This window comes from Lutibacter citreus (assembly GCF_003260195.1).
Classification (GTDB): Bacteria; Bacteroidota; Bacteroidia; order Flavobacteriales; family Flavobacteriaceae; genus Lutibacter; species Lutibacter citreus.
Window position 1 is genome coordinate 629,885 of the sequence record NZ_QEIH01000003.1, and the last position, 17,164, is coordinate 647,048.

General features: G+C 35.2%; 5 protein-coding genes. All 5 read left to right on the forward strand.

Going from position 1 to position 17,164, the window contains the following annotated elements; genetic code table 11:
* Positions 1-29 precede the first annotated feature (29 nt).
* The 5 genes from DAD81_RS08800 to DAD81_RS08820 all read left to right on the forward strand — a co-directional run bounded on the left by DAD81_RS08800 (position 30) and on the right by DAD81_RS08820 (position 17,141).
* Positions 30-536, forward strand: coding sequence for a DUF4402 domain-containing protein (locus DAD81_RS08800; RefSeq protein WP_111707879.1), 507 nt, complete (start codon positions 30-32; stop codon positions 534-536).
* 75 nt (positions 537-611) lie between these two features.
* Positions 612-1,472, forward strand: a complete 861-nt coding sequence (locus DAD81_RS08805; RefSeq protein WP_111707880.1) for a fimbrial biogenesis chaperone — start codon at positions 612-614, stop codon at positions 1,470-1,472.
* A gap of 47 nt (positions 1,473-1,519) precedes the next feature.
* Positions 1,520-2,026, forward strand: coding sequence for a DUF4402 domain-containing protein (locus tag DAD81_RS08810; RefSeq protein WP_111707881.1), 507 nt, complete (start codon positions 1,520-1,522; stop codon positions 2,024-2,026).
* The gene (locus tag DAD81_RS08815) at positions 2,026-5,418 is read left to right on the forward strand and encodes an MSCRAMM family protein (protein WP_111707882.1); all 3,393 of its coding nucleotides are present in this window, start codon (positions 2,026-2,028) and stop codon (positions 5,416-5,418) included. Before DAD81_RS08810 ends, DAD81_RS08815 begins: the two co-directional genes overlap by 1 nt.
* Positions 5,415-17,141: a GEVED domain-containing protein gene (locus DAD81_RS08820; RefSeq protein ID WP_111707883.1), complete on the forward strand. Its 11,727-nt coding sequence runs from the start codon at positions 5,415-5,417 to the stop codon at positions 17,139-17,141. The genes DAD81_RS08815 and DAD81_RS08820 overlap by 4 nt, the downstream gene beginning before the upstream one ends.
* The last annotated feature ends 23 nt before the right edge of the window (positions 17,142-17,164 follow it).

The following is a 17,164-nucleotide window of genomic DNA, read 5'->3' on the forward strand; positions in this document are numbered from 1 at the left end:
AATCAACCCAAAGCAAAAAACTTTTAATTATGAAAAAACAATTACTAACCCTAGCTACTATCGGAATGATAGCATTATTTTCAAACAGTGTAATGGCGCAAGCAACAGCCACAGCAACGGCAACAGCAACAATTGTGGCACCTATTTCAATTTTAAAAACTGCTGACATGAATTTTGGTAACGTTGCCGTAGCAGGAACTCTAGGTACTGTAGTTTTAACTCCTGCAGGAGCAAGATCTGTAACAGGAGGCACAACCTTACCCACTACAACTGGTCCGGTTGGAGCTGCTACATTTGAAGTTGATGGACAAGGTACTTATACCTATGCTATTACATTACCATCTTCTGCTCATACAATTAGCAATGGAGCTAATAATATGACTGTAGATAATTTTACTTGTAATACAGGTGCGGGAACACTTACAGCTGGTGAACAAACTTTTACAGTTGGGGCCACCTTAAATGTGGCAGCATCCCAAGTTTCTGGTACTTATACCAGCGGATCCGCCTTTGATGTAACTGTAAACTACAACTAACATTCCAAACAATTAAAAAAGTGCTGCAAAACACAGCACTTTCTTTTTTATTATTAAGTAACCCCCAATAACCTTATGGATATTGACTTAAAAAAAGAAAATTGCTCTGTAAACATAAATTTGTTTAGATGGCTTTTTTTTATGGTAATTAGCATATCCTTTATCAATAGCTCACTAGCACAAGGTGATTTAGTTATATTCCCAAAACGTATTGTTTTTGATGGTAAGAAAAAAGTTGAGCAATTAAATTTAGCCAATATAGGAAAAGATTCTGCTGTATATAATGTTTCATTTATTGAATACCGAATGAATGAACTTGGAGAATTTGAAGTTATAACTGAACCTGATCCAGGTCAACATTTTGCAACACCAAATTTAAGGATATATCCACGTCAGGTAACTTTAGCTCCTAATGAATCCCAAACTATAAAAATACAAGTAACCAATACCAATAATTTAGAAGATGGAGAATACCGTTCTCATCTTTATTTTAGAGCAATAAAAAACAACACCCCTCTTGGTCAAGAAAATAAAACAATTGATTCTTTGGCCATCTCTATAAAGTTGAAAGTAGTATATGGTATTTCTATAGCAACCATTATAAATAAAGGTATATCCAATACAGTAACTTCAATTTCAGGTTTAGCATATGAGAAGGATATAAATTCAAGAAGTTTTTTAAATTTTGAAATAAACCGTAAAGGAAACATGTCAGTTTATGGGGACATTACCATAAATTATATTTCCAAGGAAAACATCTTGTATGAAGTTGGAAAAGTGAGAGGTTTAGCTGTATATGCACCAGGAACAATAAGGAAAATTAAAATGCCGTTACAAAATCCAGTAGGAGTAAATTTTAGTGATGGGAAATATGTGGTTATTTATACTTTAAACAAAACTGAAAAGGTTATTGCAGAAGCAGAATTAGAAATATAAGATTTAGGTGCTATCATTCGCCCCATTTTAAGTTCAATTTTAAAATTATGAAAAAACTGAATTCAAATTTAACTTTAAAATTATTGTTTTTAACAACAATTTTATTTTCTTGTTTGAATTCTTCTTACGCACAACCTTCATTACCGCAAAGAACAATCTCAGTATTACCAACACAGCCTATAGATTTTGGCACTTTTTATGTTACAAGTGCTGGAACGATTACCGTAGATTACCAAGGAAATATTTCTACAACGGGAGGCGTAGTTATAGTATCTAGCATCAATGCAAAACCTGCTATTTTTGATGTTAAATTATGTCAAGGACGTAATGTAATAATAACTTACAGCCCTACCACAACTTTAACCAATGGAGCTCCCTCTTTAACATTAAATGTAGGAGATACTGAAAAAGGCCCCAGTGGCTCAACTTTTCCCGTAGAAAATAACTGCAACTTTATAACAACATTAAGGGTTGGAGGTACGCTCATAGTTCCTGGAGGTTCTCCATCTGGAACTTATACAGGTAGTTTTCCAATTACTTTTACCCAAGAATAATGGATATTAACAAATCATATAAACAAAAGTTTATAAGAGGTTTGTTTACATATCCTATTAAATCTATATTGTTATTAATATTAATTTTCCTATTTGCATCATTCAAATCATTTGCGGCAGAGCCAGTTAAAGAAATTAAAATAAAACCAATTATTTCGTTTGATGAAGTTCCTATTGAAATTCTTGTAAGTGGATACCTACGCTTTGAAACAGATGTTATTATTACCGATGCCAAAAGAGTTTATATAAACATAGAAGGTTTATTTAAAAACTTAGGTATTTCTTGCCAATCTTCTAATAATGGTAATATTTTATCAGGTTTTATTGAAAAAGAAAGTAGAAAATATAGTATAGATTTTAATTCGTATGAAATAAAGCTTAATCAAAATTCTATTCAATCAAAAAATGGAATTATTAAAGAATTAGGTAATATTTATATTGAATCAACCATAATTACAGAAGCCTTTGGGTTAAATATTATATTTAATTACAGGTCTCTTTCTATTAAACTAGAAGCTGATTTTGAATTGCCATTAATAAAACAAATGCGGTTGGAAAAAATGCGTAAAAACATCTCAAAATTACAAAATAAAACAACAGAGGTAGATTCAATATTAAAAAGAGACTATCATTTATTTAAAGGTGGAATGGCAGATTGGTCACTTGCCTCCTATCAAACTGAAAATGAAAAAACAAATAACCGTATTGGTTTAGGTTTAGGAGCCGAACTTTTATATGGACAGGCAAATATTTCAGCAAACTATAACGATCTATATACATTTAATAATAGGCAATTGTACTATAACTGGAGATGGGTTGATGATACTAAACAATATATAAAACAAGCTGAACTTGGTAAAATTTACAGTAATAGTATTTCTTTTTTAAGTGCTCCGCTAGTTGGTGCTAGCTTTAATAATACGCCCAATACAGTAAGAAAAGCCTCTGGTTTTCATACAATACAAGAATATACCGAGCCTAATTGGACTGTTGAATTGTATATTAATGACAACTTAGTAGATTACACGCAATCTGATGCTTCTGGATTGTACGTATTTGAAATTCCTATTGTTTATGGATATACTACTTTAAAATTGAAATTTTATGGCCCTTTAGGAGAAGAACGCATTGAAGAACGTACTATGAGCGTCCCATTCACATTTATGCCTGCCAAAGTTTTAGAGTATAAAGTTTCAGGTGGTATTATTGAAGATGGTGAACACAGTAAATATGGTCATGGAGAACTAAATTATGGTGTTAATAGTTTTATTACTATTGGCGCGGGAGCAGAATACTTATCTAGCATCCCTGATAAACCACTTATTCCCTTTGCTAAACTTTCTATTCAACCTTTTAGCAAAATGATTTTAAACTTTGAATATGCACATGATGTTCGCCTAAAAGGTTTGTTAAATTATAATTTTGGTAAAAGTGCCTATTTAGAAATTGATTACACAAATTATGTTGATGGTCAATTAGCCACAAGATTTAACGCCAATGAAGAACGAAAAATTAAAGTAACCATTCCCTTTAAAATGAATAAAATTTCAGGGTATGCTAAAATAAATTACAATCAATATTTATATAATTCATTCAATTACAATCAGTTTGATGCTGTTTTCTCTATATATTACAAAAATTATAGCGCAAATATTTCTACACTTCTAAATTGGATTGGAGATAACTCTACATTTGCATCCACCAACTTATCACTTTCATATAGAATGAGAAATGGACTGGTTTTTCGCCCATCAATAGAATCTAATATAAGTGATCATAAATTAATAAGGTATGGAGCAGAAATAGAAAAAAGAGTTTCAAAAATGTATTTTTCAGCCTCTTTTGAAAGAAATGAATTATCTAACAGTAACAATGCTTTTTTAAGCTTTAGATACGATTTACCATTTGCTCGTTTGGGTTTAAACTCTTCAAGAAGCAATAAGAAATTTTCATTCTCTGAAAATATGCAAGGTAGTTTAGCTTTTGGAGCTGATAATGGTATGGTTAAAACAAATTATAATTCAGCTTTAGCAAAAGGTGGTATTTTATGTTATCCTTTTCTTGATCTAAACCAAAATGGAAAAAGAGATAAAGGAGAACAACTTGTTTTACTTTCTAATGTTAAAGTCTCTGGTGGTAATGCTGTTATTAGTAAAAAAGATTCTATTGTTCGTATTTCAGATTTAAATGCATTTATTAATTATAATATAACATTTTCTAATGATGATTTAGATAATATTGCTTGGAAATTTAAGCATAAAACCTATCAAGTATTAGTAGACCCTAACCAATACAAAAAAGTTTTTGTTCCCGTTTTATCTTTGGGTGAAGTTAGTGGAATGGTTTATCTACAAAAAGAAAATAATACTATTGGACAAGCCCGTATTACTGTACAAATAATAGATGAAAAAGGAAATAAAGTAGCAGAAACTTTAACAGAACATGATGGGTATTTTAGTTATCTAGGATTAAAACCAGGAAAATATACCATTAAAATAGATGAAAAACAGTTAAAAAAATTGGGATATGAATCTACTCCTAATTCACAAAGCATTAAAGTAAAAACTTTAATAGATGGAGATATAATTGATGGTATTGATTTTATAATTAAGAAATTTGAAAACTCCCTAACAACTAAAATTAAAGCTGTAAAATCAACTCCAATTAAAGTAACTAAAGCCACAATAAAAGAAATAAAAAATAAAATTACAGAAACAATTGTAAAAACTACTTTAGTTAAAACACTAAACTTATTAAAGAAAGAAAATAATAGTGTAAAAAATGAATTGGAAAATAAAAAGTTACCTTTTAAAGATAAAACTTTAAAACCAAAAACCAATTATTACAGTATTGAATTGGGTGTATTTAAAAACGGTTCAATTCCTAAAAAACTTTTAAGGTTAAATCCAGTATTTACTGAGCAATTACCAAATAACTCAACAAGATATACTTATGGAATATTTTCAAATAGTTTAGATGCTAAAAATAAAAAAAATGGTTTGCTACTTAAAGGAATTAAAGGCACTAAGGTTGTTTTTTATAAACAACAAACTTCATCTAATTATACGAACTCACCATTTAAAAAGTTAACAGAAATTAAAGAACCTTTTTATAGTGTGCAAATTGGTGTATTTAAAAACCAAGTAACACCAACACAATTATTAAACCTTTCTCCAATTTTTTATGAAGAGCTACCAAATAAAACATCTAGGTATATATCAGGAAAATATAATTTAAAAAGTGAAGCCATAAATGCTAAAAACAAAATAATAAAATTAGGTATAAAAGATGCATTTGTAGTGGCATATTTAAATGGAACAAAAATTAAGGTTGAAACACTTGATCTATTAATTAAAAATTCTACCTCACCTCCTATTAAACAAGTAAAATGAAAACAGGTATAACATATAAACCGTTTAAAAACTTTAAATTATTAACTTTTATTATTATAATAGTTTTTTTGTCTAAGGTTGGATCAGCTCAACCTTTTACGGTTGACCTAGACATAAATTCACAAGCAACCGGATTATCTGCTGTTACAGCATGTGGATCAGATTGGACATTTTCATTTACACAAAGCGCGTATAACTTTTCAATTATAGAGGTATACGACAATGGCATTGGTATTACTGACACATGGGGAACAAATACGGGTTGTGTATACACGAACTGGGGTGCCGGAATTATGATAAGTCTTCTTGGAACTTATGCAGTGGATACAAAGATATATGCTACTATTACTACTTCTCCTTCAAAAACATTAACATTTTCACTCACTCCACCTACATGTACCACGCCTTTAATTACTGCTAGCACCTCAGCTTTAACTGGATTTAATTATAGTGAAGGATCTGGACCTTCTGCATCACAAAATTTCACTATCAGTGGCTCAGATTTAACGGGTACAGGGAATATTACTGTTACAGGATCAACTAATTATGAGGTGTCAACAGATAACACAACCTTTAGTTCATCTGCAGCCTATCCATATGCAAGTGGAATTATTACTGGACAACCTGCAACCGTTTATGTTAGACTAAAAAGCGGATTAACAGCAAATGATTATAACGGCGAAACAATTACATTTTCCGGAGGCGGACTAACAGCACCACCAACAGTGAGTAATAGCGGAGCAGTAACTATAAATATTACTAATCCATGTACCAATACAATCCTCGATCAGTTCAATGCGCAGGCCTTCAATCTAAACAATGGTAATGTTAATTGGGAAACAAATTGGAGTGAACTGGGAGAAAGTGATGGTGCAACACTGGGAAATGTTTTTATAGATACAGGCTCTTCATTTCTAAAATTCTACGATGCCGGATTTGGTGCATCCAGGGAAGCCAATTTAATTTCTACTTGTACAGCCACCCTTACTTTCGATTTTGAATCTGTTGACAATGGAAATGATTATTTTATAGTTGAAGCTTCATCAAATGGCGGTACAAATTATACCCAATTGGAAGAAATTCAGCCCGTGGGATCAACAGGAAATGAAACATTTAGACAAGTATCAAAATCATACCTATTAGAAAATTTCATATCTCTTACCTCAGATGTAGTAGTCCGTTTTCGCATTTCTGCTGGATATGCAAATGCAGTGGGTCAATACGCCTCCGTTGACAATGTACAAATACAATATTGTGAAAACCCAACCATTACTGATGACGCACCGTCACAAATCTGTCAAAATACTATACAGATGGTTACCCCAACAGTAAGCGGGGGAAGCGGCAATTATTCTTATTTATGGGAGGTAATAACAGCAGGCGCTTCAAGTCTCTTTGTTCCCGGATCTACAACAAATGATGTTATTTGGCTGACCAGTTATCCACTCGCGGCTGGCACTTACGAATACCAGTTAACGGTTACCGATATCGATTGGGGTTGCCAGACAGTTAAGAGTTATTCTGTTACCATTTTAAACGGATCAATCTGGACGGGAGACGTGAGTACGGACTGGAATGATTCAGGTAATTGGTTCTGTGGTTTTATTCCTGATTTATCACTTGATATTCAGATACCTAATGTAGCAAATAAACCGATTCTCAGCAGTGGATCAATTGGTGCTGCTAAAAATATTGAAATTGATAATGGATCCTCCTTGTCGGTAATTGGAAATACGATTCAGATTGCAGGGACGATCACCAATAATGGAACCTTCACAGCATCAGCGGGAACAGTTGAAATGAAGGGGTCTGCAGCACAGTCAATTGAGGCTAATACATTTGTCGGGAATACAATAAATGGTTTGATTATTAATAACCCTGCAGGCGTAACATTGCAGGGAGCACTAAACATTTCCGGATCTACAACAATCAGCGAAGGGATACTTACTTTAGGTGCTTCCGAAGTTATAGCTGACAATAGTGCAATCACTTTAAACGGTGGCACTTTCAGTACCGGCACCACAACAGGATTTAATGAAACGGTTGGCACACTTACTTTAAGCGAAAATTCTACTATTGCCTTAGGAACAGGAGCACATACATTAACGTTTGCAGCCAGCAACGGAGTTAGCTGGACATCCGACAAAAGAATAACCATTTCCGGATGGGCCGGCCCTTACGATGGAACAAGTGGAACAGCGGGGCAATTATTTATAGGAACTTCTGCCACTGGTTTAACAACAACTCAACTGGCGCAAATGCGATTTTACGATGGAACTTACTATTATCCTGCAAAAATTCTTGCTACAGGCGAAGTAGTTGCTGGGGGAATAATTACCTCTGTTCGTTCAAGTAGATGGAATAGGAAACAAACCTGGGACTGTAGATGCGTACCAGGACCAGACGACTATGTTGTTATTGCAGGCCATACAGTTACCCTAGTTGAAGATGAGGAAATCACGGATATTAATATTACCAGCGAGGGAATATTAACCGGCAATAAAAAATTAACCATCACAAGTAACCTAACAATTAATGGTGCAATAACTGATAAAGTTAAAATAGATATGATTGGGGTCAATACTATTTCAGGTAATGGTATTATCAACGGAGGGGATGTTACACTAATAGGAGGTGATAAAACAATTACAACTGGAACCAAAATAGATAATTCAGCGGCAGCATCATTAAGTACTATTTCCATTGAATCCGGAGTTACTGTATTCAATAATGGATCCTGGATATCTGGAGCTAAAATTAAAGGGGAAGATGCTACCAGTAAATGGGTACAGGGTATCAACTCTACTTTAAAAGCTGGTAATGATTTACTTTCTACGGGAAAATTATATGCTTCTGCATCAGGAAATACAATTGATTATTTTGAGGATGGAAAAGGAAAAATAAAAACAGCAGAAGGGGCTTATTATAATTTATCTATTTCGGGAGCTGATGAAAAAGAACTTGAAGCAGATATTGATATCAATGGAAACTTAAATATTAGTAGTGGAACTTTAGATCCAAAGGGACATACCATTAACATTGCAGGAGACTGGATAAATAATAGTAGTTTTACAAAAGATAATAGTACTGTTATTTTTGATGGAAGTGAAGAACAAACAATAACTGCTGTTGTAGGAGAAACATTTTATAATTTAGAATCAAATAATTCCGGATCAGGAATAGTTTCTACAGATGATATCCTTGTTACTAATGCGCTTACGTTGACTTCCGGTATTATAAATATGGGAGCATCCAGAATTACGCTTGGTACAAGCGCAACGGAAAAAGGCACATTAACTCATACTGCCGGTTATGTAATAGGAGAATTTGAGCGTTGGCTCAATGCAGGAGTGGATGTATATGAATTTCCGGTAGGAAGTACCCTGTATGATAGGTCAGCTTTTTTTACAAATGACGGCACAGCTTTCGGATCTTTAATAATTAAATTTGTTGAAGAGTATCCAGAAAATATTACAACACCTCCTTTGGTTGATGGCTCCGTAAATCTATACAATCTATTTTCTGAGGGCTATTGGGATGTACAACCCTCAAATGGTCTTGCAACCGGGACTTTAGGAACTTCTCTTTTTTTAACCGGTAACGGATTTACTTCTCATACCATCGGTGCTCAAACCAGATCTGTTTACAGATCAAACTCCAGTGCTAATTGGGCTGTTAAAGGTTCAACCGCCGGAAATATGGGGAATGAAATCCGTCGTTCAGGCATTCCAAGTACAAGCCAATCGGGACAGTGGGCACTCGCCGATAATACAAATTGTACGGCACCAATAGCACCGGTTATTTCCGGTAGTAATGTAGTTTGCAACAATACTTCAGGGGAAACTTATTCTGTTACTGATAATAGCGATATCTATACTTGGACCGTTACGGGTGGTGCAATTATGGCCGGGCAGGGAACAAACTCCATTACAATTAACTGGGGTGCCACGGGTATGTTAGGAAGTGTTGAAGTTGTTGCAAGCAATGTTTGTACAAGCACACCATCTGTCCTCTTTCCTGTAACTATTGGTCCTTTGCCAACCTCTATAATTACAGGAAAAACTGCTGTTCCAGATTATACTACCGGAGAACCTTATTCTGTTGTAAATGAAACAGGATATACGTATACCTGGACTATAACTGGAGGTACTATTGCCAGTGGTCAGGGAACTAACTCTATTACTGTTAATTGGGACGCAGCAGGCAATGGTAATTTAAGTGTGGTTGGCTCAAATGGCTGCGGTACTTCTACAGCAATGGATATTGATATTATTATCTATTATTTCATCGAATCAAGACGATCAGGAAATTATGATACGAGGTGGACTTGGATTACCAGATCTGTCCCAGACCCTGCGGATGCTATCCGCATTATGTCAACGCATACGGTAACATTACGAGATGACGAGTCAATTGCTATGCTTGAGATAAGACCTCCCGGTACATTGAATTTAAATAGTAACAATTTTACCGTTACTGGAGATGTAAACATAGATGGAACTGCAACTGGTACCGGAGATCTGATTCTTTCGGGTAACAATATAGAAATTGATGGGGTTGGATCTATTGAAAATATAGGGGACCTTATTATCACGTTTGGAGAAAATACGATATTATCATCTGCAGCTCTTAGCAAATCCAATGGTGATGTAAAAATAGAAAGTGACTTGACCTTGACAAATAACGGAGTTTTAATACTAGATGGTTCACTTATTGGCGGAAACGATGATTCGAGATTTATAAATGCAGACTATGCAACACTTAATATATCGGGAACTCTTCTAAACAAGGGAATTCTAGTTTCATCCGCCAATTCGAATACTGTAAATTATACAGGTCTTTTAGATCAAGATATTTTTCCTACAGCCTACTATCATCTTGGAGCATCTGGTAATGGTATTAAATCACTAAGTGCAAACGTTTATATAAACGGAGAACTGCATATTTCAGATACTGCCAGCCTGGATGTAACAGCTTTAGATTATACAATCAATATAGCCGGAAACTGGACAAATACCAGTATTCATACCGACCCATTCGTAGAGCATACTTCCTCCGTTACTTTTGATGGAACAGAATTACAAACCTTAACCGCCACCAGCGTTGAAACCTTTTATAATCTAATAATAAATAACACAAGTGCTGAAGGAGTTATTTTAGCGAGCCCAGTAACTGTAAACAATCAGTTTACCTTAACGCAGGGTATAGTTACCTTAGGTGCTGATAATCTTATTGGGGATATTAGCCCAATCGTTTTAAACGGAGGTACACTCAGTACTGGCTCAATAATAGGTTATTCGGATAATGTAGGTACCCTAAACCTAACTGAAAACTCCACTATTGCCTTAGGCACAGGTGATCATTCATTAACATTTACCGCTAGCGATGCATTAACTTGGACATCTGGTAAAGGTATTACCATAACTGGCTGGACAGGAAATTATGACGGTACAAGCGGAACAGCTGGGCAAATCTTTGTTGGAAATTCAGCAACCGATTTAACAGCTGCCCAGCTAGATCAAATTCAGTTTTACGATGGCACTTCCTATTATAAAGCAAGTATTCTTGCTACAGGAGAAGTAGTTCCAATTGGAATGTTAAGAATAATCAACACCAATGCCATATCTAGCTCTTCATTTTGTTCAGGTACTGCCGTTTCAATTCCTTATTCTATTTCAGGAATCTTTAACGCAGGAAACATATTCACGGCCCAATTATCTGATGCCAGTGGTAGCTTTGCTACACCTGTATCCATAGGGACTTTGTCATCAACCACTGGAGGAACCATTTCTGGAACTATTCCATTAACCACATCCATTGGAACAGCTTACCGGATTAGGGTGGTTAGTAGTGATCCTGTAATTACAGGAGCAAAAAACGCAATTGATATATCCATAAATGCGATTCCAATAATTACTGATGACGCTCCAGTAAAACTCTGCAAGAATAGTATACAACATATTAATACAACTGTATGTGGAGGAAGTGGCAATTATTCTTATTTATGGGAGGTAATAACAGCAGGCGCTTCGAGTCTCTTTATTCCCGGATCTACAACAAATGATTATATATGGCTAGACGGTTATTATCTTGATGTTGGCACTTACGATTACAAGTTAACCGTTACTGATATAGACTTGGGCAATGAGACAATAAAAAATTACTCTGTAACCATTAAACCCGCACCAACAATTACCGGGACAACACCCGGATTAAGAATAGGAACAGGAACAGTTGTACTTGGTGCTACAGCATCTAGTGGTACTATTAACTGGTATGCCGCATTAACAGGTGGAAGTTCATTGGGGACAGGCACAAGCTTCACAACGCCATATATTTCATCAACTACAATATATTACGTGGACGTTACTGATAATGATTGTACTACACAAAGAACTTCAGTTACCGCAACCATTAAATCTTCAAACTACTGTGATGCAGGGTCTAGCCACCCCTCTTATGAACATATATCTCAGGTTCAGGTAGGTTCAATTGATAATAGCTCTGGTGTTGATGCAAGTGGATATTCAGATTATACCAGTATTTCTACCAATATGACCATTGGTACAGGATATTCAATCACAGTCACAAATGAAAATTCATATCCAGGAGACCAATGTGGAATTTGGGTGGATTGGAATAAGGATGGGGATTTTTCAGATGCCAATGAAACAATTACATCTTTAGGAGGCCCAGCTTCATTTACCTCAACCATAACTCCTCCAGCAGGGGCCTCATTAGGAACAACCCGATTGAGAATTCGGATAATTTTTGATGAAACATTGAGTTCATGTGATGACTCGTATTACGGTGAAGTGGAAGATTATAGCATAAATGTAATACCAGCAACGTCTATCACTACAGGAACAATTTCTCCAATAACGTATTGTTCAGGGGCATCAGTTAGTGTACCATTTACCATTACAGGAACCTTTACGGCAGGGAATGTTTTTACGGCTCAACTGTCAGATGCCAGTGGTAGCTTTGCATCGCCTGTGGCTATTGGAACTTTAACAACAACTACAGATGGCATTCCAATTTCAGCAACCCTTCCGATAGGCACATCAATAGGAGCAGGTTACCGCATTCGTGTGGTGAGCAGTACTCCTGTAGCATCAGGAACTGATAACGGAAGTGATATTTCGATTATTACAACTCCAACAATTACAGTAGGTGTGTTGAGTGGCTTCGGATATCAGGCACTTAACACAACTTCATCCGAAAAGAGCTACACTATTACCGGAAGTAATTTAACAACGAACATAGTAATTTCACCCCCTCCCGGATTTGAGATTTCAACCATTTCAGGTTCAGGATATAGTTCAACACCAATCAGTTTAACACCAAGTTCCGGAAATATAAATCAGACCATATATGTTGTTTTTCATCCTACAGTAACTCAGGCATATTCCGGAAATATTATAAATTCTCATACAAACTCTTGTGAGACAATACAAAATGTAGCCATTTCGGGCAAATCTGTAGTTGTTGCTTACTGCACACCTACAGTTAATACTGGTGCTGCTGGTTCAATAACAAATGTGAATTTCCAATCAATTGACAGAACATCTGCACAAGAAACCTGGGGAGATTATTCAGCTACATATTTTACCAATGTAACAGCTGAAAGCTCTTACCCTTTAACTTTAGATGTATCAATTACTAATAGTTTTAATCATAATGTTTATGTCTGGTTCGATTGGAATCAGGATAGTGTTTTTGTTATTGGAGAAAGGATTTCCTTGGGATCATACAATTCAAACAGTACCTTATCTCAGTCTATTTCGGTTCCGGCAGGAGCTACATTAGGTGCAATCAAGATGAGAGTAGCAATATCAGCTAATACTGATCCGGATCCATGTGGTCCTTTTGGTTATGGTGAAGTTGAAGATTATGGGCTTAATATTTTATCTCCTTGCGGTAGTCCAATTCCAACAATAATAGGAACCACGCCAGGTTCAAGGCCAGAAACCGGAACGGTTGTACTTGGTGCCACTGCATCGGCGGGTACTATTAACTGGTACGCGAACTCTACCGGAGGAAGTTCATTGGGAACGGGTACGAGCTTTACAACACCATCTATTTCAACAACTACAACCTATTATGTTGATGCTACTGGTGTGTGTGGTACAACAGCTTCGCGTACGGTAATTACTGCTACAATAGGCTCACCTTGTATCGGAAATGCAATAGCTGTTACTTCTCAAACTGGAATTACGAATTCAGACTATGCACTTGATGCTTCCGATGGTAATGGTGCTGAACTTTGGGATTTAAACGACCAATTGGTTCTTGATTTAACGGGCAGTGATTTAATATCCTCTGGCGAAACCCTAGATATAATATGGCGAAGAGCTGCAGGCACCACGGATAATCCTGCGATCCGTGTAGAGATATCAAATGATAATTCGAATTGGACAACTGTTAATACGTATACTGTTACAAGTTTAACATTTACCACACAAAGTATAATACTAAGCATAAATACACGCTATATCAGGTTCACCGACACCAACGTATATAATCTCGATTTAGATGCCGTTACTTTTACAACAATGGCATCTCTATTAAGCATTACATGTCCTCCGGCTATAAGTGGATTCACGAATCCTGCAAGCGGATTGATAACAGAATATCCTTTTAACGAAACTTCGGGAACAAGTGCTATGGATGTTATTGGAGGGCAAAATGGTACCCTTACCAATGGCCCGTCATGGAATACCGGAAATTATGATAATGCTGTTCATTTTGATGGGTTCAATGATTATGTATCACTCCCCAACGGTATTGTTAGTTCTTTATCAGGAGATTATTCAATTTCCACATGGGTAAATCTGGACAGCTCGGCCGATGAATGGCCACGTATTTTTGATTTTGGGACAGGTACCACTAATTACATGTTTTTAACACCCCGAAATGGAACTACTGATGTAATCAGGTTTGCAATCACAACCCCCAGTAGTGGTGGTGAGCAAATAATAGACGGAAATGCATTTTTATCTTCAGGAATTTGGCACCAGGTTGTAGTAACTTTTAGTGGAAACACCGGAACACTTTATGTTGACGGAGCAAGTGTAGGTACTAATAACGCAATTACTTTAAAACCCTCTGATTTAGGAAATACAGATCAAAACTATATTGGAGAATCACAATGGCCGGATCCAGCCTTAGATGGTAGAATTGATGAATTTAGAATTTATAATAAAGCTTTAACAAGTGGTGAAGTTTCAACTTTATATACTGCCACCGAATGTGAAATTTCTGCAGATCTTGGTTCAGGTACGATCGGAACTCCAACGGTTTCTGGTGGATGTGGTGCGGTAACACTAACAAACAATGCAAGTTATCCACTGCCTTTGGGTGTAAATACAATAACCTGGACTGCCACTGATGGTGCCGGCACTGTTGCCACTTGTGATCAGTCTGTTACAGTAGTGGCATCTGGCACAACCGAGTTTACGGGTACGCTTGTAAATCAATGTTTAATCAATACAACTTATACATTAACCGGTGGTTCGCCCGCAGGTGGAACGTACAGCGGAACCGGAGTTTCAGGAACAAATTTTGATGCTTCTGTTGCAGGAAATGGTACGCATACAATCACTTATACATATACCTATACTTATGCTGATGGAAATAGTTGTTCCGTTTCAGCAACAAATAATATAACAGTTGGAGTTTGTGTAAACAAATGGAAAGGAACGATTAGTAATGACTGGAATACAAGTGGTAACTGGACAAATAATATAGTACCGGCTACAAATGCTAATATAATATTTGATGACGCTCCAACAAACCATTGTCTATTGGATCAGGACCGATCGGTAACCGACATTACAAACAATCAGGCAACATACCGAATGGTAACCAATGGTTTTAAACTCACTGTGAAAGGAAATTTGAATTTTTCAAACGGAGCACAGATTGATGCTTCGGTTGCAAACTCATCACTTGAATTTACAGGTTCTTCAGTTCAATCTATTCCGGCAGGAACTTTTTATAATAACGAAGTTTATAATTTGTTTGTGAATAATGTATATAATGTAGAATTAAATGGTAGCTTAAATTTATTAAATACTCTAACAGTGACTTCCGGTTTATTAGATGCAGTAAGCAATTCACCTACATTTATATATGGTGGATCTGTTTTGCAATCAATAGAAAACAATCAGTTTTTAAATGAATCTATTTATAATTTAACAGTTGACAATACAATTGGCGCTAGTTTAAATACAAATTTTAGTATTAGTAATTCACTTTTAATTAATACAGGTAAACAGTTCTTAATTAATCCTACAATAGAGTTAACTGTAAACGGATCTATTGTAAACAGCGCAGGAAACAGCGGCTTGATATTAAAATCATCTGATATAGGAACAGCTTCCCTAATTCATAATACAAATAATGTAACTGCCACTGTTGAAAGATATATAAGCGGAGCTGCGGAGGATTGGCATTTCTTGTCATCTCCAATTTCAAATCAAACTATAGCAAGTTCAAATTGGGTACCTAATGGAACTTATGGAAATGGAATGGGTTATGATATGTATGTTTGGGATGAGCCAACACCTTGTTGGGTGTATCATGATGGATCATCAACACCTAGTTGGGCCCTAATACATCCACAAACTGATTTTATTCCTGGTAGAGGTTATTTGTATTCTGTACAAGCAATAAATCCAACCAAGGAGTTTAAAGGCGATTTAAATAATGGTATTATTAGTTATCCCATTACAGCAAATAATATTGTAGACACATCATTAACTGGGTTTAATTTAATTGGTAACCCATACCCTACTTCAATTGATTGGACAGCTAGTTCTGGATGGACACGTTCTAATTTAATCAATTCAGGAGCCATTGATGCGTTTGATATGTGGATATGGAATCCCAGTGTTAGTAATTATGGAGTTTTTAATTCTGATGGTACAACAGGTACAAATTCAGTAACTCAGTATATTGCTCCTATGCAAGGCTTTTTTGTTAGAGCTGTTAGTAACTCTAATATTGTAATGACAAATGAAATTAGAGTACATAATGGAGCAAATAAATGGTTGAAACCAACTAATAGTAGATCTAAAAGGATTAAAGTTAAAATAGCTTCTAATTCGAAATTTGGTTCTGATGAAATTTTATTGTTATTTGGGAGTTCATCAAATCAATCAGGAGCAGCTAAACTTTATAGTACCATTAAAACCGCTCCTTCTGCATATATAAAAAATGGAAATGAAGAGTTATCGGTAGAATATTTAACAAATACTATTGACAATCCATTTGTTCCTGTTTTCTTTAAACCAGGTCATGAAGGTGATTACGAATTTGAAATTGATTTAGATTATAGCTATTTTGACTACGTATACTTAGAGGATAAAAAAACAAAGACTTTTCATAATTTAATTGAAAACCCTATATATAAATTTAACGCATCAGAAGATGATAATTTTAGTAGGTTTATATTACATTTCACACCTCTAGAATCAACTCTTAAAGAAAACATTACTCCTTATATTTATTATGATGGTGTTAATATTATTGTAGATTTAACTCTAGTAAAGAAAAAAACAGATATTTCTATTTATGATATGCTTGGTAAGCTATTATTACAAACTAAAGTTTCTGGAGGAGAGATTCACAAACTTTCGGTAAGTAAAACAAATCAAGTTTTAATTGTTAAAGCAAAAAATGTTCAAAATTCAATAAATAAAAAAATAGTTATTTATTAAAGTCTAATTTTAAACTGTAGCTT